This is a genomic window from Pseudomonas sp. ICMP22404, assembly GCF_006227205.1.
In the GTDB taxonomy this organism is placed as follows: Bacteria; Pseudomonadota; Gammaproteobacteria; order Pseudomonadales; family Pseudomonadaceae; genus Aquipseudomonas.
On record NZ_VCNG01000023.1, the window covers coordinates 41,335 to 61,623 of the forward strand.

A 20,289-nucleotide genomic window follows, 5' to 3' on the forward strand; every position below is an offset into this window, starting at 1 on the left:
GCACGGTAGGCGTGGTGGCATTTATAGCCCATTGTGCTAGTTCAGATGATAGTCCCTGCTCCATAGCCATTCCGCCGACACTTTCGGAAGGATCCTATTCACAACCAGCACTCCTGCTCTTTCCGCACCAAAGTGTGCATGGCATCAATGCTCAACGACAAGGCGGCAGCGCGACGCTTTTCAACGTGTGCAGGAGATAGGAAACGTTTAGTGTTTTCGCTAGCGCTGGATAGACAGATCTCCTGGAAGCTCGCTTCATCTGCCCGCCCAGAGAGCATCCGACGAGTGTTGTCATCGAACAACATGAAGCGGATCGGATTCAAATGCAGTAACGCCCGCCACTTGGCATCTAACGAGACAAAAAACGGAATATAAAAAGCGTCATAGCTATATTGAGCGGCCATACGCTCCATTAATCGTAGGTGTGAGATATCCCAAGCCATTCCCTTTGTTTCTTCGAGCATTTTGTGCGAACGACCAGTGACAGGTCCAAAAAAGCCGGCCGGCTGTTTGGTCGCTATTCCTTTCCAGATCAAACTCAAGTCGGTCATCGGAATGAAACCTAGATCACTGACGCAGTAATCGATCAGTTTTCCAAAGATCGTTTTCACATCTCGATTGGGTACATGCCAAAGCCCCGCCAGCCTCAGCAGTAAGGCTTCTGTAGCCAAGGCTGATGCCTCATGGCGTAAAAAATCTTCGTTCGTGTGAAGATCGCAAACAAACCGCTCAGCCGCAGGACGAAGTCGTGCCTTCAAGGCGCGGATCGATTCGCCATTAAAGTGCAACTCCTCTGTGTTGCGGTAGCGCTCCCAATCGAGATAGTCCAAAGTGCGGAACGCGACAAGCGTGTCGATCGGTCGTTCGTTACTGGCGTCATCTCTTGAAAATCGGACATTCTCATAAAGAAACGGCAAAATATCGAATTGGACCCGCGGATTGTTCGCCTTCAACATGAGAACGCTTTTGACTCGTGCAAGATCCTGATCTGCAGAAGCAGTTTTTTGATTGATTAGCCGCCTTAATCTTTCAGCGAAATTCGAGTCAAAACTAAGCGAGTAATCAAGCAACAGATCGGAGCGACCTGCCTGCAGCGCTCCCTGCACAGCCGTCTTCGCTGAAACAAAAAACGCCCTAGGCCCCTGAATAATCGGGATTATAAATTCGTTGCCATCCACGCCAAGTCCAAGACTTAGATCTATTCCTCCTCTTTGATCGGTACTGATTAAGCTCCGCATCGCTGCGCACTCAGCAGCGCGCTCATCGAGCTGCTGCCAAGCCTCCTGATGATTAAAAACCACCGCTCGATACAACACATCGATTACTGCTGGCTGCAAGCGCTTTCTCCTTGATATCACTCATGTCTTGGAACACTCGAAGTCGTGTTTAGGCCCCATTGACATCTACTGAATTGTGGAAGTTTGCTCAGCTATCCGAAACTCGCTAGCTTGCGGGGTCAACAAGCGAGTAAAAGCTAGCGTACAACTCGCCTCTTCGCGCACGAGGTTCTCTTGGTTCGAGGATTTACATTTGTCATTGCTGGATTATCGATGAGCAATTTCAAATCCAAGCCGTTGGAGGGTGGTTCGTTCTGCGGCTTTCAATTTTTTGACTGCCCAAACCAACAAATTCCTGGGTCTTGAACTCGCGACATAGGCAAGCCTTGCCGCTTCCAAGTTCTTGTCACTAATCCAATCCGCCCAATGTGACTGATCCCCTCGTCTGGAGGCCGAGACCAGCATTGTCGCTTCGTGGGTTTCTCCTTTGATCTCATGAATCGTTGCCAGCCGAATGCGACTCTGGTGCAACGCCACCAATGAAAGTCTCTGAGTGACCAGTTGCTCACCGAGTCCCGCCGGGGAGCGCAACCCATGTGCTGCCAGTGGAGCAATAGCCACAGCGATATCCGCGATGACAAAGGCCTGCATTGGCAGTTCATTGAGACGGGCCTTGGCCACCCGGCACCACCCACTCCAGTGCTGACCCGCGACAGAGGCGCCTGTGCTTGTGAAAAATGCCAACGCCTGATGAAGAAACAATCGCCATTCGAGTTCGGATTCGACATCCACAGGGCAGTGAAAGGCGTTGGGTTTTGCTGAGTAGTTCAACTTGCTCGCCAGCCACCCTCCAAACAGCGCGAGCGACTTCTGGATGGCGAACGCCGAATCATTGCACGCCAAGGAGCAAGCAAGTGCCAAGCGTTCAGTATCGTTCAGGTCGTTGGCGCCGCTGAAAAACCGGTTCAGCGTCGAATGACCACGCGAGACGATCACCCGGTTCGCATAGCTATCACTGAGGCGCATGAACAGAGGCATCGCTTCCGAGGGACAGTCGTCATACTCGACAATCACTGGCACAGCCGGTTGAATCGTTGGATTGCCGTGAATTTTGCTTCCCGGCACCAGCTCAGAGCACAGGTCGACAATGGCCTGCGAACTGCGAAAGTTCTGACGCAGTAGCAGACAGGTAAATCCATGATCGCGGATGAACCGTACGACACGTACAGGATCCGCATGGCGAAACCCGTAAATAGACTGGTTGAGATCCCCTACGATATGCATTTTCACACCCAGCTTGAGTAAACCTTCCAGGACGGTCAACTGCTCCACCGAGAGATCCTGACACTCGTCAATCACCAAAAATGGATAGCGCAAGGCCAATCGCGCGCAAAAGGCTGACAACTTTGCCTCCTGCAGGATCTGGATGGCGAGATGTTCGACATCTCGGTACGTGGCAAAACCTGCCGCTTTGAAACGCGTCTTGGCATCTCTGAGGTCACGCAATTGCCACTCGGCCAAGACCGCGGCGTTCAGCTTACGGTCCAGCCCTGGCTCCCCCGTCCGGAAGACAAACTGTCCCGTAGCCAGATCAAAGTCATACTGGTTGGCGGGAACGTGGATGTGTTCTATGGCGTATTTAGTTTTGACGTAAACCGTTGACGAGGCATCGACTAACCGCAGCCGGAAGTCGCCATCCTTGCCGGCATAGCCGGTGAGTCGATGGGCGACGGGCCCCACGAGACAATTGAGGATGAAGCTGTCAATCGTCGACACCCAGTGCGGGTAGGCCACCGGGGCCCGTTGCCGGTGAGCGATCAGCCGGCTCCTCAGCTCATCGGCGGCGCTGTTGGCAAATGACAACAGCGCGATCCCCCCCGGATAATCTTGCCAATCTTCGATTTCGCGCGCCACCTTGGCGGCAATCACTTCGGTTTTTCCGCTCCCTGGACAGGCTTCCAGGTAAACATTGTCGTCAATGGAGGAGTCGAGGTACCGCCGCTGCTCTTCGCTGGGAAAGGTCATTGAACTGCTTCCTCAGCGATAGCGCACGCCCAAAAGATGGCCTGTTGGATGTAGTACGGTACGGCAAACGCGCAGTTGCCCTGTTCAAGCTTGTCGGCCAGTAGCTGGGCGTACAGCCCCTTCCCCATACTATTGGAATCAATGCGTTCCAAAAGCTCGTAGGCATATTCGGCTTTCTGCGCTTCAGACAGAGCCCCAAAGTCGGCCGCAAGCATGTCATTGAACGAAGCCTTGATCGGGCCATCGGTGGGCCAGTTGTCATACGCCACCTGCAGCATCAGCTGCAGATTGCTCGCCGTCATTGCGAGGTCATACTCAAAGGTTTTCAGCTCGCCACTAAACAAGCGCCCGTATTGGGACATCGCAATGTTGGGGATCAGGCCCAGTGCAGGGTTGGTCCCGTCCGCCAAATTCCTTGCATGCGGTTTCACGACCACGTCGACCAACTGATCCTGTACCCGCACCTTCTGGGTTTTGACCGGATCCTTATCAGTGAGACCTGCGCAGGGGATGGGCAGGTTACGGCTACGCATTTGCCCCTCGACTTCGCAAAACAGTTGCATGAAATGGGCGAAATAGATGCCATTGAGATTGATGACGGACACCCCATAGTCGTCCAACGTGTTCAACCCTTTGCCGCGATTCGCGAGAACGATTTTAGCCAGCTCTGGTAGCACAATGGCTTCGGCCACACCCTCGACAAGAATGACGCCTTTAGAAAAAAGTAGGTTGGACTTGGTGACGTCCAGCCAGCGGTCGATAAATCGCCGACTTGGTTCCGACAGACCGCAAAAGCGCGCCGGAACGGCCAATGGTTCGACGCCGCCATTGATATGGATGATGTTATTGATGGAAACAGCTGACGAAATCACCGTTGAATGGGTAGTAATCACCACCTGAATATTCTTGTTGAGGGCCACCTCCTGTAGGTGTTTTAAGAGCCTGATTTGCAGCTGCGGATGCAGGTGCGCTTCGGGCTCCTCAATCAGCAACAGCTTATGCAGTGTGCGCTCCCCTGGTCCCTCGCCATCTTCGACAATCAACTCGGCGAGGATGGAGGCGATATAGAGCAGATTGTTGTAGCCCAGACTGTTCTCATCCAGTGAGCGGAATTGCGACAGTTCGGCGGGTGATGCGTTGGGGAAATACAGCAACCGCAAACCTTCGACGATCCTGGTGAAGTTGGATTCGAAAAACTGAATCGTCGTGTTTTGCGACAGCCTTTCCCCGAGAGCCGCACGCAGACTACTAGAGATCAGAGCGTTCGCCCGTTTAATGTCCTGTTCAGCGGCCAACTGGGAGTTGAAGTCAGCGACTTTTACTTCAAGAGGATGCAACGTTCCGGTCTTGGCGCAGGCTTGCAACTGATCCTTGCATAAAGCCTTCATCAGCCTGGATAGTCTGGACTGTCGCCCTTCCCGTAACTTTTGCTCCGCATCACGCAGCGGCGGCAAATAGATGCAGTGAATAAGGTCCAGCGTCTGCTGGTTAAAGACGCCCGTCCTGATAGCTCCGCCCCACAAGTCCTGACTATAGCGACCGCGCATCTCGCGGTTGAGCACGGTCAAATTAAGCACCGCCTCGTCCTGCTCGCCACACCAGGAATCGAGTGCGACTTTCTCAAAGATGCTGAGGTCGCCAAATATCGCCTTGATGGCGAAACTGGAGGCTGGCACGGCATCAAGCTCGAACGACTTGTGAAAGTCGCGCTCGGCGACCGAGCGTTTACCCGACTCCGAATCCTGAAACAACTGACGCAACGCATTGATCACGCCGGTTTTTCCGGCTCCATTTTCTCCGACCAACACGTTCAGCCCTGCGTGGAACTCAACCGTGAAACGCCTGCCGAAACTCTTGAAGCCCTCAATCTCTAGCTGTTTCAAGTACATTAAATCTCATCCTTGCCGTTTAACGTTGGCGCCCGCGGGGTCTGACCAATGTCTCTAAATGGCCGAAGGATGTCCATAGGCCATTAGCCCATGATCTATAGGTGCGTTGCTACACAGTGGTGCAGAACGGCGAGCAAGGCCCCCCTAGCCTGGTTTTAAGCCGTCGCCCCAATCAATAAATAGCGCCAGCACGGAGAGGCGCAGGCTGAATTCTTACTTTTTCCGCTTTGAAGCCATTGTGGGACGTTTACGGCCCTTCGGTTTCGACACTGGCTAGGAGGACTTGAAGCGTCAGTTGCTGAGATAGGATGTCGGCTTGCGTCCGTTGAGATGCTGTATGAACTTGCCGCTGATCCAGCAATTGTTTATGCCAGCTGGGTTTCAACCGCTTGGCGGGCCGCTACCGCCTCGCCAGCCTGTCAGTGTGCGTGTGCGGCTCGGACTCCCAGCATGGCTAATTGCTCGAGCTTCTCCGTCAGCACCTTGCGCTGCTCGTCCACTGATTGCTCTAGTACTCCATCGCCTGCTGCCAGATGGCGACGAAGGCCTGAGACACTTCCGCCGGCAGGTCTGGCGACCAGGACCGAGTTCCAGGTGTAACCGCTCCATCGTCGGCCGCTCACCACGGGCCAGCACCGCTCCTTGAGCTGGGGTTTAAAGGGCGTTGGCCGGAGGATGGGCCAACTAGTTTTCGTAATGATCTTCTATTCGGGACTACTCTCAAGACCTTTTTCAGAGAATACAAGGACGTCCACATGACACGCTCCCTGCACTACCCATCAATTGAGTTCCAGGATACCGACGCGCTGAAGCGGTCGCTGCTGGTTTGGGATGGCATCCACCGGATAGTACCTGCGGAATATGCGCCACAAGACGACGCGGAAGTTCGGGAAGCAGTCCAGGCCGGGGCAGTAGTCGACCTGACACTTGAACCGATCGAGAAGCACAACGCCGCGACTCGCTTTCTGGACTTTTATAACCTTCGAACCCGCACGGCGAGTCCCCTGGTTTGGCCCGCAGGATGCTCGTCAGAATCATTCACGCGGATCAATCCGGACAAGATCGAAGCCAAGCTTTTGCCGTTGTTTGAGGGACTGGCCCAGCGCTTGAACGCGGATGGTTTTCTGGAGGTGCCGGAAGACTTGGCCGGCGGCTACATGTTCTACCTTGCAACGTCCGTTGCCGAACGACGTTCTCTGCAGCTTACAACGGATTCCTCGGACTGCTGGGCCGTCGGTACCTACTTCGCCAACGAAGGATGTTTCACCGAGGCCGTTTACGATGATGACGCCAATTCGTACCTCGCAAATATGGCCATCAACGACCTGTTGCCGCACAATCTGGAGCACGTGAAGATCGACAAGCTTTTGAGGTTTCGCGAGGAGCATACCGAGGTTAGGACGCTGTTTCAGAACGAACTAAAGCTGTTGAAGGCCGAGATCTCAACGTGCAACAACAAAGGCCACGCTCAGTACATCGTCGGCGATTTTGTGAAGCGATTTGAGCGGGCAAAAGCTGACTATAGGGATTCGATTAAATTCTTCTGTACGGATGACATCTGCAGCATCTTCTCCGTCGGGATTCCCGTGGCTGCCACGATGATTGCCCTCCCAACCATCGGTTCCGGCAATCCTTATGAGCCTTGGAGGATATGCACAGGGATGTTGATTGGTGCCGTTTCAGCATTGGCCGCTCGCGAGCTGGGGCGAAAGCCCAAAAGCATTGCTTCCTATCTTGTAGGAAGTGAGCGTATCTCCAGGTATCCGGGTCATACGCTCCACCGGAAATTTGAAGAGTTCATCAACGACTGAGGGAAATGGGTATGAGCTCTGGTGGCGGCGTATGTGGCTCGCCATGCCATTTGAGCGTCGCCCAGATCAGGATTTTGTCTGTGAGAAAAACACAACCCGCGGGGCGGCTGAGAATGTTTCGGGGACGGGCACAGTGGCATAGGCGCTGTTACGACTGGCCGCCCCGCGTTCAGCTAACCACAGCCGTAGGCGATTCAGCTTCATCAGCAGCAAGCGAAGCGGCGAAATTCGGCATCTGGTGAGCAGAGTTCGCTTGCAAGCGAGCTGACTCATCAATACTGAGCAAATCTACCCTACCGTTCGGTAAATATCTGACCCGGGTCAGGCTCTCCATCCCCCCTACTCCCTCGAAAAAGCGCATGCGGCCGGTTCGACAGAGTTCGGCCAGCACGCCCATTCGCTCTTCAAAATCAGCGCGCGTTCCTGGCGTGTCAAAAAAATTCATCGCGATCTCCTGTCCTATTAACTATTCATTACGGCCAAGACTTTGCCATTCAGACGAATCTCCCAGCCAATATCCCATCCATGCGGGAGTGTTAATGCACCTTCATGGATAGCAAGCATCGCCGCCTCGTAGCAACGACTGCTTCCGCTTCCCGCTACGGTACTGCCATCACGCCAATGGTAACGGACAGTCGCCGATTCGCTTGCCCCGATCAACTGGAGGAACTTGCGCGTCGGCACGGAAGGCGTGTGCGATGCAAAATACGCCACCGTAGGCCGGGCCCGCACGCAAATGGCCATTTGCCCGTCAGGCATAAGTGGGGCCACGTCGTTGGCTCTGAACCCTTCAAACGATAAATACGCTGACTGCCGAGGATCCGGAGGACGAAGGTGAGCCAGCAGTTCAACGGTGGCCATTTCCCCATTGAGCTCGATAACGGATTGCACGTCGAGAAACACTAATCCCTGACTGAACGGCCGGAATCCTTTTAGCGACCGGTTTTTCAGCGCTGCGATGAAGTCTGAGAGCAGTTGCGGCCCGTTCTGCGGCGTTGCGCTACTGTTTGGGTTATAGCAGCGTAGCAGGTTGTCTATAACGTACAACTGCTCTCGGGACATGGGTTGATACAAGCCAATATTGAACGCATAACCTACCTTGTTGGCCCAGCGGCTCGTCGGGAATTGTTCCGCTTCTCTGAAGTTTTCTGCGACGCGCAGCTCCAGTAACTGCGCGACGTCTGTTGACAGCGGTGAGCAGAGGCGCGCCAGCGTCTCATCGGTTGTGATCCGCGTGGCTGGCGTTACCAGACCTTGCCCGACCAGGGTCTCCCAGTGCGTACGCAGACTCTTTGGGAAGTAGTCTGGTGGGGCGCTCTGCTCGACAGACAAACCAGTGGTCTGCTGGATTAAAACGGTGTCTAGTGCTGCCCGTGCGGTGCATGCCGAGACGCTGCCCTGCCCTGCGGCGCGATCAACGATTCGTGAAAATATTGCCAAGCGCGACACGTGTCGACATGCGCTGAGCAGCGCCGCAACATCTATCTGTGGCGCGAGGCGCTCCCAACAATCCACAGGATTGCGTTGGGAGAGCAGGTCCAGCGCCGCCGCCGCGAGATCCGCCCGGTTACGCGGATCCATCGAAAATGCCAGTCGCGCCACTTGGGGAAAATAGCGCTCCTCTTGGCTCACCAACCAGAGCAACATCGCTGCCGCACTATCGCGCCGCTCCCAGGACGGATGATCGAGCGTCCACAGTAATAAGTCGAAAAGTGCTGCGGCGGGATCCGTGGTTGAGCCTCCGAGGTAGTCGAATCCCGTCGATGAGGCGGCTCCGACCATGTGCCCTACATGCTCGAGAGAAATGTCGAGTAGCCTGATTTGCTCTTTCGCATCCAGCTTGATGGCCACCTTATCGATGAGGTGGGACGCGATCCACCAGCGTTGCGCATGGCGTTCATCCAAAACCAGCGGGCCATAGAGCCTAACCACCGCGTCAGCCTCTGCAACCGCGTCTTGAATCAGTTGTTCTGCGGGTGCTCCAGTGTGGTTGTTCGTCCAAATGGACCAGCCGCCCTCCTGCAACGTCTGCAATACGTTGACAGCCGCCTTGACGGCAGCCGCAGTATTACCACGACGCTTGAGTGTCAGGGCCGCCTGCAAGTCGATACGCGCCTTGTCGTCAACCGAGAACCGTCCAAACACGCCGGGCTGGTAGAGTGATTCCTCCACGGTGCTGGCGTGGACGGACTCAGCCTCTGGCGTCGCCGCAGGTTCAACCGCTGCCGGCTGCGCAGCGGAAGCGCCATGGCTGGAGCTGGCGGGCAACGGTTCGAATAGTTCTGGCTCGGCCCGTTTCTCGATGGCGACAAGCAACGGCTCAAAAGCGGGGGCATGGGTCGTAGGCAAGGCTGATACCATGGCGCGCAGCAGACTGCGTGACTTTTTGGTACTCATGCCCTGCGAAATGGTCCATATGCGACGTGTCGCCCAGATGAGCTCGTCGGAACCGGCTGCCATTACGCCGATCAAGCGGGCATAGTGCGTTCCCCAGTCGTCGAGGTAGCGTTCATCGCCATGCTGGTAAACTTCCAGCAAAGCCCAGTGCAACCGCCAATCAACACTGTCCGATGTTTCCCGCAGCAGCGCGAGCAAAGCGGACTGCTCTTCAAGCGCGCCGCCAGGGAAATGCATACCGGTCAATGGCCCCACCCGGTCCAAATCCCCTGCCGCCGCTTGTACTTGCAGTTGCGACAAGGTTCCACACGTTTGATGCTTGAAGTAGTCAACGGCCTGGCTGTACAGGGATCGTCGGCACAGTTGCGCTATGAAATGGCTTTTACCAGCCCGCACATAGCGCTGAAACGTCATCTCCCCGCTCGCCCGCTCTAGGTACGCCGCAACCTGCACCAATGAGGCGGTCGGTACCGGCGTGACCGCTGGCAGCGCTGCGAGTGTGCTGGACATCAGCGACAACTGATCTTCCTTGTACCAACTCGGCCCCATCGAAAAGCGTAATACCGCCTGGTAGGTCCTGGCCGCCTCTTCCTGTGCGTCCAAGCGCGTCAGCAACGGCACGATTTGCAACAACTCTGGAATGAGCTCGTAACGGTTTTCCACGTTGGTCTGGACGTAATCGCGCCAACGGATTACCAGATCAAACAATGCATCAGCGGTGGCAGGCTCCAAAGCCGCAGTCAGAAATTGGGCCGTCACCAGGGCCAGGCTCTGTCGAAACCCTTCGTTATACAGCCCCAATTGCTCGGCGAAGCCCTGATCGAGAACCTTTAACAATTGCCCAGCCTGCTGTGGCAGACAGTCCAGCAGCAGTTTCGCCAAACGCTGGAAAAGCGCAGGGAAAATGGTTTCCGGAATGGCATACGCCTGTTTCCATTGGCTGCGCACACTCAACGGACGCGTGACCATCGGCAGTACTTGGTCCGACAGAAACGCCCATACGTGACATAGAGACTGCTCATTAGCACCTGCTTTTGCCCGACGGGCAGCACCGTCTGCCCAGGCGACAGCAGCCACCAACGAACGTAACCACGCCTCCCAGTCATCGCCTGGAGCGGGTCGAATTGTTGGTTGCACCTGACTCTCATCGAGAAACTCCGCAGCACGCCACCGTGCATAGGACTCCTGGAACCCCTCCAGGTCCGGCCGCGCTCGATTGTCCCCATAAAGCACCAGTGTCCGGTCCTTGACGATACTGGTCCCGCCACACTTGCGGATCAGGTCCGGTGACGCACCGGTTTCAATCAATGTGCTGACCACACCTGAACTCAATTCGGTGGGCTGCTGAAGTCGATCACTGGCCACCTCCAGATCACTGAGCAGTGAGCCAACCTTGCTGGCAGACAAGGGTGTCCCGTACAGGCCCGCGCTAGTTTCAGCATGGTGCAGCACGCCGAGCAGCATCGACACCAGGGCTTCCGGCGGAGCAGCGGCCAACGGCAATTGCGCAACCGGGGTATACCGCCCGTCCAGACATAGCCTCGTCCCATGGAAGCTGCCGCTTAGGTTGGCGAGTACGTCAACCAAGCCGCTCTCGCCAAATGCTTGCGGCGTAGCGCGAACCTGCCGAATCGCCGCCGCCAAGATGCGACCTGTCGGTGGTTCGCCACCGGCGGAGCATTCCAGAGCGAATCCATGAAGTCGCAGCATGATGGTCTGGAGAAAAAGATCCGTTTCGATACTCCCTGTCGCTCGAAACGCTTCGAAAACCGGATCCAATGATTGTTGAATGGTGTCGAGGAGTTGAATGGCGTGCTCAGTATTACCCATCCGAATCAGGGTGTGAACGACTACATAAGCCCCCAGCGGAGGGGCGATCAGGCGGCCGTTGCGAATAACATGACGTAGCGCCTGGTCGGTCTGCCCGAGTGCACACAAGGCCAAGGCCACTTGCTCGGCCGCTTGGGTGAACAAGGTGTTGTACCGGAAAGTCAGGCGTTGCGACAACAGCAGCAAGCGAATCGTATCCTCCGCGGCGCCGATATGTGTCGCCGCGGCCAGTGTCGCCGCAATGTCACCAAGCAGCACATCGGGTTCCGCTCCGAGCGTGACCGAGGTATCCACCCAGGTTTGCTGGCAGAGCTGGATCGCCTGCTGCTGCGCCGCGGTGCCGCCCCGCAGCCCGTGATAAACCCGGTTCAACTGTCCATAGTCACCGCTGTGAGCTGTGCAACAGAACACCGCTAACCGTTCTTGCAGCCGCTCACTCACCGCAGCGGTTTTGTGCTCGACAAATTCCGAAAACGACGCGTGGTAGATTTCGGTGTTGTCCGCTTCAGTCAACAGATGGCGAATCCGGGTGAGGGTTGGGACGTACACCGCGCTCTCGGCCGGATGCAGCATATCCGCCAAGTCCTTGGTCGGAATTCCCCAGCGCAGCCGCGCCAGAATGCCCAGCAGGTTGACCGCATCCTGATCAGCCAACAACTGCCCCCACAAGGTTTCATAGTAATCCTGGATGGTGCCGCTAAATGCGGGCATTTGGACAATGTCGGTCTCGCTTGCGCCGCAGTTCACCATGTCGGTCAGGTAACGCAGGTACAGCGGATGCCCCTTGGCCCGCTCACACAACAGGGTGACCAGTCTTGAGGTCACCATGCCCTGATCCAGCAACTCGACACACAGCGCTCGCTGGCTGTCCGGCCCCAACGCCGGCAGCGTGAGCCGAATCGCCCCCGGCAGTACGGTGCTCAGGCTCGCGGCATGCCCATCCAAACCGGCACCGGTGATCACGATGACCAGCCCGTTCGACAAGGTCGGCGGGAACAACGCCGCTAGACGTCGCAGCGCGTCGGTGCCAGCGCCGGCGGCTTCGTTCAGGCCGTCGATGAAGATCACGCCAATCTTGCCTACGGTTACCTGTCGATCGGCCAGCTCTTGAAGGCGCTTGTGGCTGGCCCGGATCAGCTCCGGGTAAGAAAACTCCTGCAGATGCGCCGGTTTTCCGCTCATCGTCCTCGACCACAGCGAATTGACCCAATCGAAAAAAACCTCCGGCTGAGCCTGGTGCGCAGGCGTGATCCCGCGTCCGCGCTCAGACAGCGCATACACACCCAGCACCTCGATCGATTCTCCGGTGGGCACAAATTGCTGGCAATAGGTCGACTTGCCGATGCCATGTGCCCCGTCCATGATCAGGTAACCGTTCTGCAGTGTGGCCAGCCGCTCTTCAAACAACGCGTCGAAGTCCGGACGGGCGCCGACGGGCTCGTTCGGCGTTGCGTCCGCAGCGGCCTTCGCCAATACGCCGTTGGCTTCCAGAAACGGGCGCATCTGGTGAAAGCTGATGGCCGCGACAGCGGTGTTTACACTGACCCGCAACAGGCCGCGACAATCCCCGGCGACCATCAACACCGCTCCGGAAAGACCACCATAATCGGTGAGTTGGGTCTCGGGGCTGACAGAGAGGTCAAGATCCACGCCGTGAATGAGTTCGTCCAACGTCTGCTGGATCGTGCCTTTGAGGGCGTGGCCTAGGTTCAGCTTATGTACGGCATAGCCAAACGCGGACCATTGCTCACCGCCTCGGGGCAGTCGGCTATCAATCGTGAGGGGCTCGATCTGCAGAGCGACAGGAAGCCGCAGCAGACAGACATCCAAATCCTCATCGTGAGCCTGAACCTCCACGCTATGCCGTATCGCTGCGGAACCGATGCCAAATTCGACGGAGAGATCTGCCCCGGCGGCCACCGCTGCTTCCACGCAGTGAAAGGCCGTCACTACCAAGGAGGGGCTAATCAGCCAGCCTGTGCCCACCTGATGATCATTGGTGACCCGGCATGTCGCTTGTTTAACTGCTTCATCCGCCACAGCTGACGTCTCCTAGTTGAATCCATTCATCCGTGACGACGTGAACACTGAAGCGCGCTCCGGTTTTTGATGAATAGCTCCGTAGCCGTTGTGCGGCTGCGGTTTCATAGTTGAAATAGAGCTTGCGTTCAAAGCTCGCAGGTCGATCAACGATCGCTGCCAGGACTTCAAAGTCTGGATGGCCGTGCCTTCCACCGTTGGTGGAAATGAGGTAGCAAGGCGCATCGATCAATGCAAGCAGCTCCGGACTGGTGTTGTAGTGGCTGCCGTGATGGGCGATTTTGACAGCACTGAACATCAGCTGCTGGGTCCCCGGATGGCGCCGTGTCAATTCGTCGAGGACATCTTCTGCCCACGCGTCACCTAAAAGCAGCATACGGTCCTGACCGGCGGTGAGCACCAATGCAATGGAACTGCCATTGGCTTCCGAAGTATCCGGCGTATAGGTTTCGGCGAGGGTGGGGGCGCGGTGAGCCGCAATGGGGCGAACACTCGGCGCGCTGGTTTGTTGTGCTGCGCAGCTGCACCACATTTCATAGGCGTCGTCGACCAAGTCGCTGTTGAGCAGTTTGCCTCGATGGCCAAGTCGGCGTATTTCTCGCAGCCACAGCGTACGCAAGGCTTCCAATCGTTCGAGGCGAGGCCCGAGCACCTCCAGGTGCACCTGGTTGAGCAAGGTGTAAGGAACACTGCGGTTATCGATCAAGCGAGAGCCGTCACCATTATTCCAGTGATACCCCTGAGTCCTGAGGAGTTTGGCCAGCGAACTCCCCTGCTCGGCCCCGATAGGATTGACGGCAAGCGCTGGCGGCACGGGGAAGCCGCGTCGTTTAATGGCCTCCAGCACACCGGCATGATCGCCTAAACGCGGACCCTCTGCCGTGTAAGGCAGCGAGCGCAGACTGTTATGCCAGACCGCGTCGATCTCGATCCGGCGACGCCCGGGAGGACCGTTGTCGTTGAACAAGGCCAACAGACCACCGATATGGTCCGCGTCGATGTGAGTGCATACCACTAGCCTGAGGGGCTCTCCCCGCTCGGCCAGCTCAGCCAACTCCCCCGCAAGGTGCGTGGTGTAGGTGCTGGCATAGCCGGCATCGACCAGCACATGCTGACCATTGGCATTGATCAAGAAGGCATCGCCGTTCTTGGCCGGGTACATTTTCAGTTTAAGCATGTGAGGGTATCAACAAAATTAGGGGCGCACCGGCCAGGGTTCGCTTGAAGCAACTTATGAAGGGCAAAGGAGCGAACTAGGATGCATGATCCTTTCTAGTTCGACATGACCTCAGTGTGATATCAGATTTGTTGCCTGACCACAATCGAACGCCACTCGCCTCGGACGCGAATACAGGGCCGCAGCTCATCCGATCATTCAACCGGCGGATCGCTACCAGCCCTTGATCACACAAGCCAGGTGGCGAGCCTGGTTCCAACTGCGCGCCGGTACTAAGCTTGGAAGCACCGCGCCCAATGACCTACGCCTTGCCTTCAGGCTCATCAGGTTGCCGCTCCGGCCAGAGCGCCTAGGGGAGGAGCAATGGGCCCAGCGGGCATTACGCCTGCTTGGGGTCGGGCGCGGCGGTGACGCCTGCAGGTCGGGCTTTTCCGCGTTTATTGGACGCGGCCTTGCGCGGCTGCCCAGCAGGCTCCGTCGCAACACTGCGGGTGGCCGCCGCCAGCTGCTCGGCCTGAATCTCGGCTCGTGCCTGCGCCGCTGCCGCCCGTTCGCGGGCGCTCACCAAGTCGGCTTCGGCCTGCAGCAAACGTTGCTGCACGGCGTTGCGCTGTTCCGTCGCCTCCAGGCTTGCCTGACGGTACTGCTGCAGTTGGTCTTGGAGGCCTCGGGCTTGGCTCGAGGCCTCGCTACGTTGCTCACGCGCCTCGCTCAACTCCATCTGCCCGCAAGCAACGCCTGTTGCAGACTTTGCAGGCGGGCATGGGCTTTCTTGAACTGGACGGCCAACGCTTTGCTCTCCTTGCGAACTCAATCGACCTCGCGATAAGACCGGTCTTCGACCTCGCGACTGTAGTGCTGCTGGGCCTCGCGTGCCTGTTCCGCCTGTTGGCGCATGTCCTGCAACTGCTGATGCGCCAGGGCCAGTTACCCGACGTGCTTTAGCTATTGGAGCTGAAAGAGCAGCCGCAAACCGCCTTTCACTGAACTGCCCCTCTCCGCAGTGGCACAAATCAGAGCTATCTTTCCAAGATCTCATCATTCGCCTACGGATTGAAAGTATGGCCAGACAGGCGAAGCTGCTTGAACGTCACCTCCTCGTCGACCGACCTCCAAATGCCTCCGCGCACCTTTTCCCAGCCAAACAATCGCATCAGAGCGACGGTTGCATCCGTGGCCTTAGTGGCGGCCTGTGACTCGGTCAGGAACCCGAGGGATCGTTTGCTAAGCACCTCAATCGGTCTGTGCAGCGATGTCCAATCTGCGCCCTTCCCTGCGAAGTGCCGGTTGATTCGGACATTTGGTTTGGTGCTATAACCTACAAAATAGTACCCGCCCTCTAGCTTGAGAACGAATAAGCCATACTCCGCTCCACTCAGCACATGCCTAGACGTTGAAGATGCTTCTGGGAATTGACCCGGGGGCTGTGTCGATAGCCTATGAACGGCCTCAACCACTGGCGGGTCGACGAGGTTGGCCAGGCCGGCACTCACAACACAACCGTGGCCATGGCTGACCAGGTTTTTCTCAACATGCTCAACACTGGTATTTGCAAAGAACCCTCCGCGGACGTTGTGAAATCCATACTGCCGCATCAGCTTCAGCACGAGCTCATTCTCTGCTAACTCCGCGGCTCGGTAGTCGACGTCTTGCAGGCTCTCGCGCATCAGCTCCTTCACTGGAGCATGCAGACGTGTCCATTCGGAGCCGCTACCGTTGAAATGCTTACGAATACGCCGATCAGGATCCTTCGCTTGGCCAACGTAAAACTTGCCGTTCTCCAGCTCCAATACGTAAAGGTGGCGGGTGCATCGTTCTAGCTTCCAATCCATGGTTGCTCTCTCTAACAGTCACTTCTGACCGCAGATCCTCCAGATGAGAAGGCCCACCGTCAACCACGCTTTCGACTTCCACTTCCGTGCAGTCCAAGGGGGCGGTTTAAACGCGTCGATCCATGTGTCCCCAGGAGCAGTGGATTGGCGCTAGAGGCAGAGTTGAGACTTTCCCAGCCGAAGAGCGCACCGCTGGCCTTGCCTCAGGATATTGATCGTGGGCGGCCAAGAACTCTTCCTGAGGGCCTTCAAACCCAAGAGCGCTAAGGTAGTAAGTCCCGGGCTTTACCACTTCCGTATGCACGACTTCGGAATTCACGCGGATAATTTCGTCTTTCACCAAAGCGTAGCCGACGCCGTGCTCCGTGAAGCGACCATTTAGCTCATCCAAACATGCTCAACATGCGCTCGACCATCGACTCCAGGGTAATACTCAGGAGCTCCATCTGCCCACTCGCGCATTTGAATGCCAATTCGAGGACATCAAGCATGAGGTGCAGTTTATTGCCATTTCGTATCGCTAATGGATGAACGCGCTGTACGGTGGCAAGCCTCGACTGCTCCAGCCGACATAGGCAAGCACACGCTGCGGGACGCTTTGCACTACACCACATCCGAGACAAAGGCTTAAGGGAGTCAATGGATCAGATCGTTCTTCGACAAAACCCAGGCCGACGAAATCATTATGGACGCCCGTATTTACGATGCGGAAGCACGCAGTCGGTCATTCGAACTGGTTTCCGAGGCCAGTGATGGCCTACTCCACCGACAGCCGGGCAAATGCGGAACTGTCTAGGGGTGCCTATGTCATCCAGGGCGCGGCGCCTCCCTGCTCCTCTGAACATTGAGGGCATGAACAACGAAGCCCATAGCCTGTTCGAAACGCTTGCGATTGCATCAGAATGTTGTTTGTGGGCAGAACACCATCACTAAGTTATTCTTACCCGCAAAAATGCTCAGACCTGAGCGACCTTTCTTAGTAGGCAATATCAATCATTCGGCCAAGGGAACTCACTTGATTACAGCCTTTCACAATGACGGTTTTTCGATACCTTTAGTAGAGTCGCCTCTTATCGGCTCGACTGAACAACCACTGTTTGCTGCTGATTCGATGACGCTTTTGGTAGGCCCCAACGGTAGCGGCAAAACGCGCGCAATGATGGGATTGGTATCGGCACTATCTGGAAAAAAGCCTGCCAATGGCGCCGCAAGTATCACTTGGGTTTCTGAAGAGATTCATAAGTCGACGTGCGCCGTATACTACACCTCTGCTCCTTATCATCTGCCAATTTCAAAGCATGGGCATCAATATCGAGCTATTAAAACCAGTCTCTCAAGTACTGAGAAGCCGCTAACCTCTGAGCATAAAGAAGTCATTGATCAGCTAAAGCTGGCGTTTGGGCTTGAAGCACGGAAAGTGCTTAATTTACCAAGGATGTCGGAGGTTGAAGTTGGCGATCTGTTGAGGCAGTTAGGAAGCCCTTCCAAAGGAGTCATCGATACATGGCCGGCCCCGTTTATCAAAAGATATAAAGAAATTGATCACATAGCTAGGCGCGACGACGGTTCTATCGATTGGGAGACTTTTCACGGTACCAGTAGGCTTCGCTCCGAAATCATCCAGGCTTTCGGTCAGGAAATGAAATTAAGAGTAGGGGCGGAGTTTTCACTGAAAATTCGAGCATACGAGCATGTCCGTAAAGGGCGTATGCAAGGTAGCACCGCTGAACTTCAGATCTTGAACGCCCTCGGGTTTTCAACGAGACATAAGCTACCCCAAAAACTCTCCGTCTTTAGGCAACGCTATGATGAAGCGCTGGAAAAATTTCGGAAAATTGCTGCTATTGTGGGGGATGAGCAGTTAAAAAAGAATGTTTATTACATTGATGACGATCAGCATGAGCGATTGAAATCCTTGGAGCTTGGTACGCTTGGTACGCTGAGCCTCACAGAACTGAGCTCTGGCGCAGCCGCTTTGATACATCAGTTTTCAAGCATCGAGTTAGCTTGTATCGCTCTTCTCAAAGAGGCTCCCTATACAAATCTGGTGCTGATGATTGATGAGGGTGACGCGTTCCTTCACCTGGCGTGGCAGCAACGTTACATAGACTATCTTGACAAGACTGCAGCACTGCTCAAGCAAAAGTTCAAAACTGTCCAGATCATTGTCGCCACTCACTCGCCAGTCCTCATGTCGGACTTTCCACGGGAGTGCACCTTCATACTCGATGGGAACAGCTGGTTCGAGGACTTGGCCGGGGACACAAAGCCCCGCAGGCCCTCCGAGGCCTTTGGGGCCCCTCTTGATACTGTGGTGCGTGAGGTTGGCCAGACCGGCACAATGGGAACCTTCGCGGCAAATGTAATTAAAAAAATAGTGGACGATGTTTCTAATGGTATTTCAGTCCCGCTCAAATGCATTGAAATGATCGGTGATCCCATCATTCGGCGGCAGATAAAAGGAAGATTGGTCGAGCTGGGGTTGCTGGAGCGCAAGGACTGATATGCATATTAATATTTCGGACATTTGGTCCAGCTCTGTCGAAGCTACCCATGAAGCTTTCTTGAAAGCGATCCTCGCACAAGCGTTGCCGCCTCAAAGTGCCTTGTTGGCTAAGCTACTTGGCAGACATGGAGCCCGCTTGGCCATCTCGCGACCGGCTAAGCTCAGAGAAATCATTGAAGATGTGGAGTCGTTCAAGTCAACCGCTAGCGATGCACAGCGAAAACACTTCGACGCCGCTTGCGAAAAGCTTTTTGACTATGGTCGCTTTGCGACAAAAAGCAGTAGACCTTGGAGCGCCTATCAACTTTGCATGTCTTCATCCTATCGGATGTGCCCGTACTGCCAACAAAGTTTGGCTGTAACAATTTATAGGGATCATAAAACCAGTTCGCTGCGTCCAACCCTAGATCACTTTTATCCGAAGAGTGAGTACCCTTACTTGGCTTTGTCGCTGTACAACTTGGTTCCGAGTTGCCATACGTGCAATAGCTCACTCAAGGGCAAAGAAAATTTCTTCACGCGCAGGCACCTTCACCCCTACGAAGATCTGGAAGCTATCTCGTACGATTTCGACATCGTATCCTACATTGCACATCGAGCGAGCGCATCGACTTCGCCAATGCCTCAGATAAGCGTCAAGTTACCACTCGCCAATGATCCGCTGCATGAAAAAGCTAGAAGGTCAGTTGAAACCTTTTTAGCAAGAGAGCGACTCGCGATTTCCGAACTTGAACTCTTTCGTTTCGTTGAGGCGCTGTTGGTGTACAGCCAAGGCCGGCTTGATGAAATAAATGCTTCAGTCTTTCCAGGGGGCAAATGGTCACTCACTCCCGAAACTGCACTAAATTTCTCCCGCTCCAATTACAAAAATGAATGGCTTGGTGCAATAAAGCGCGATCTTTATGATCTGGGTTGGAGTGAGTAGCAAGACTGCATGAACGAGCCCCCACCGAGAGACAGGACACTGTTCCCCAATTAGTACGGGCTAGGTAGACAGGCATGTTAGTACAGCGCGACAAGGGTGGCGAACTGCTCGGCCAGGAGCACCGGCGCCGCTGTAGTACCGACCAGAAGCTAACCATGGTTCGCGAGAGTTTAGGACCCGGGCAGAGCGTGGTCGTATTGACCAGCCGCATCGGCACCAATGCCGAACAACTGTTCCAGGGGCGCAAGCTCCCCAAGACGGAAGCCTGTCAGCGGTTAGTGCTGATGAGGCCGTGGTACCGGTGTCGGAGCTGAGCGATGCGCTCAAGCAAACTCGCGAATTGCAGCGAATGTTGGACAAGAAGACGATGGAGATTTAAGCCTCGAAAAGGCTGTGGAGAGCGCCCTATCGCGAAAATGGATTGCGCACTCACCCTTGGTTGCCGAGGGACGACCAGTGAGGTTGGTCAGCGAAATCGCACCCCATTGTGAGTAGGCATCGCCAAGCGGTCTGTTTGGCCCTGCTACAGAGTACGGCCGTTCCTTCCCGTCAGACATTCTCCAGGTCCCCGCTCCAGCGG

The 20,289-nt window shown here is 55.7% G+C and carries 13 protein-coding genes; 5 read left to right on the forward strand and 8 right to left on the reverse strand.

Annotated elements, in window-relative coordinates; genetic code table 11:
* Positions 1-98: 98 nt before the first annotated feature.
* The 3 genes from FGE05_RS27985 to FGE05_RS27995 all read right to left on the reverse strand — a co-directional run bounded on the left by FGE05_RS27985 (position 99) and on the right by FGE05_RS27995 (position 5,191).
* Positions 99-1,337 (reverse strand): hypothetical protein, encoded by a 1,239-nt coding sequence (locus FGE05_RS27985; RefSeq protein WP_139650075.1) that lies wholly within the window; start codon positions 1,335-1,337, stop codon positions 99-101.
* A 207-nt stretch (positions 1,338-1,544) separates the two neighbouring features.
* Positions 1,545-3,302 carry an ATP-dependent helicase gene (locus FGE05_RS27990; protein WP_139650077.1) on the reverse strand — a complete coding sequence of 586 codons (1,758 nt, stop codon included), beginning with the start codon at positions 3,300-3,302 and terminating at the stop codon, positions 1,545-1,547.
* Positions 3,299-5,191 carry an ATP-dependent endonuclease gene (locus FGE05_RS27995; protein WP_139650079.1) on the reverse strand — a complete coding sequence of 631 codons (1,893 nt, stop codon included), beginning with the start codon at positions 5,189-5,191 and terminating at the stop codon, positions 3,299-3,301. Before FGE05_RS27995 ends, FGE05_RS27990 begins: the two co-directional genes overlap by 4 nt.
* Positions 5,192-5,946: 755 nt before the next feature.
* On the opposite strand from FGE05_RS27995, the gene FGE05_RS28000 reads away from it, so the two are divergent.
* A complete protein-coding gene (locus FGE05_RS28000) occupies positions 5,947-7,002 on the forward strand; it encodes a hypothetical protein (protein WP_139650082.1) in 1,056 nt (351 codons plus the stop codon).
* Positions 7,003-7,171: 169 nt separating this feature from the next.
* On the opposite strand, the gene avs1c is transcribed toward FGE05_RS28000, so the two are convergent.
* The 4 genes from avs1c to FGE05_RS28020 form a co-directional block, all read right to left on the reverse strand.
* Positions 7,172-7,447: an AVAST type 1 anti-phage system protein Avs1c gene (gene avs1c, locus FGE05_RS28005; protein WP_139650084.1), complete on the reverse strand. Its 276-nt coding sequence runs from the start codon at positions 7,445-7,447 to the stop codon at positions 7,172-7,174.
* A gap of 17 nt (positions 7,448-7,464) precedes the next feature.
* A complete protein-coding gene (avs1b, locus tag FGE05_RS28010) occupies positions 7,465-13,269 on the reverse strand; it encodes an AVAST type 1 anti-phage system protease Avs1b (protein WP_139650086.1) in 5,805 nt (1,934 codons plus the stop codon).
* Entirely contained in the window at positions 13,259-14,446 is a 1,188-nt protein-coding gene (gene avs1a / locus FGE05_RS28015) for an AVAST type 1 anti-phage system MBL fold metallo-hydrolase Avs1a (protein WP_139650088.1), read from the reverse strand. The genes avs1b and avs1a overlap by 11 nt, the downstream gene beginning before the upstream one ends.
* 379 nt (positions 14,447-14,825) lie before the next feature.
* A complete protein-coding gene (locus tag FGE05_RS28020) occupies positions 14,826-15,167 on the reverse strand; it encodes a hypothetical protein (protein ID WP_139650090.1) in 342 nt (113 codons plus the stop codon).
* Between the two features lie 20 nt (positions 15,168-15,187).
* Here FGE05_RS28020 and FGE05_RS28025 point away from each other — a divergent pair, with 20 nt between their 5' ends.
* Positions 15,188-15,391 carry a hypothetical protein gene (locus FGE05_RS28025; RefSeq protein ID WP_139650092.1) on the forward strand — a complete coding sequence of 68 codons (204 nt, stop codon included), beginning with the start codon at positions 15,188-15,190 and terminating at the stop codon, positions 15,389-15,391.
* A gap of 101 nt (positions 15,392-15,492) precedes the next feature.
* Here the strand turns inward: FGE05_RS28025 and FGE05_RS28030 are convergent, their stop codons facing one another.
* Entirely contained in the window at positions 15,493-16,278 is a 786-nt protein-coding gene (locus FGE05_RS28030; RefSeq protein ID WP_139650093.1) for a GIY-YIG nuclease family protein, read from the reverse strand.
* 892 nt (positions 16,279-17,170) lie between these two features.
* Here FGE05_RS28030 and FGE05_RS28035 point away from each other — a divergent pair.
* The 3 genes from FGE05_RS28035 (at position 17,171) to FGE05_RS30550 (ending at position 20,023) form a co-directional block, all read left to right on the forward strand.
* A complete protein-coding gene (locus FGE05_RS28035) occupies positions 17,171-18,781 on the forward strand; it encodes an AAA family ATPase (protein WP_139650095.1) in 1,611 nt (536 codons plus the stop codon).
* A 1-nt stretch (position 18,782) separates the two neighbouring features.
* Positions 18,783-19,709: a hypothetical protein gene (locus FGE05_RS28040; RefSeq protein ID WP_139650097.1), complete on the forward strand. Its 927-nt coding sequence runs from the start codon at positions 18,783-18,785 to the stop codon at positions 19,707-19,709.
* A 74-nt stretch (positions 19,710-19,783) separates the two neighbouring features.
* Positions 19,784-20,023 carry a transposase gene (locus FGE05_RS30550; RefSeq protein ID WP_139650099.1) on the forward strand — a complete coding sequence of 80 codons (240 nt, stop codon included), beginning with the start codon at positions 19,784-19,786 and terminating at the stop codon, positions 20,021-20,023.
* Positions 20,024-20,289: the final 266 nt, after the last annotated feature.

What these genes read in the sequence shown, in the direction of transcription:
- avs1c (WP_139650084.1), bottom strand. Translation starts at nt 7,447, where the DNA reads ATGAATTTTTTTGACACGCCAGGAACGCGCGCTGATTTTGAAGAGCGA.
- FGE05_RS27995 (WP_139650079.1), bottom strand. Translation starts at nt 5,191, where the DNA reads ATGTACTTGAAACAGCTAGAGATTGAGGGCTTCAAGAGTTTCGGCAGG.
- FGE05_RS27990 (WP_139650077.1), bottom strand. Translation starts at nt 3,302, where the DNA reads ATGACCTTTCCCAGCGAAGAGCAGCGGCGGTACCTCGACTCCTCCATT.
- FGE05_RS28000 (WP_139650082.1), top strand. Translation starts at nt 5,947, where the DNA reads ATGACACGCTCCCTGCACTACCCATCAATTGAGTTCCAGGATACCGAC.
- FGE05_RS28030 (WP_139650093.1), bottom strand. Translation starts at nt 16,278, where the DNA reads ATGGATTGGAAGCTAGAACGATGCACCCGCCACCTTTACGTATTGGAG.
- FGE05_RS30550 (WP_139650099.1), top strand. Translation starts at nt 19,784, where the DNA reads ATGTTAGTACAGCGCGACAAGGGTGGCGAACTGCTCGGCCAGGAGCAC.
- FGE05_RS28040 (WP_139650097.1), top strand. Translation starts at nt 18,783, where the DNA reads ATGCATATTAATATTTCGGACATTTGGTCCAGCTCTGTCGAAGCTACC.
- avs1a (WP_139650088.1), bottom strand. Translation starts at nt 14,446, where the DNA reads ATGCTTAAACTGAAAATGTACCCGGCCAAGAACGGCGATGCCTTCTTG.
- FGE05_RS28020 (WP_139650090.1), bottom strand. Translation starts at nt 15,167, where the DNA reads ATGGAGTTGAGCGAGGCGCGTGAGCAACGTAGCGAGGCCTCGAGCCAA.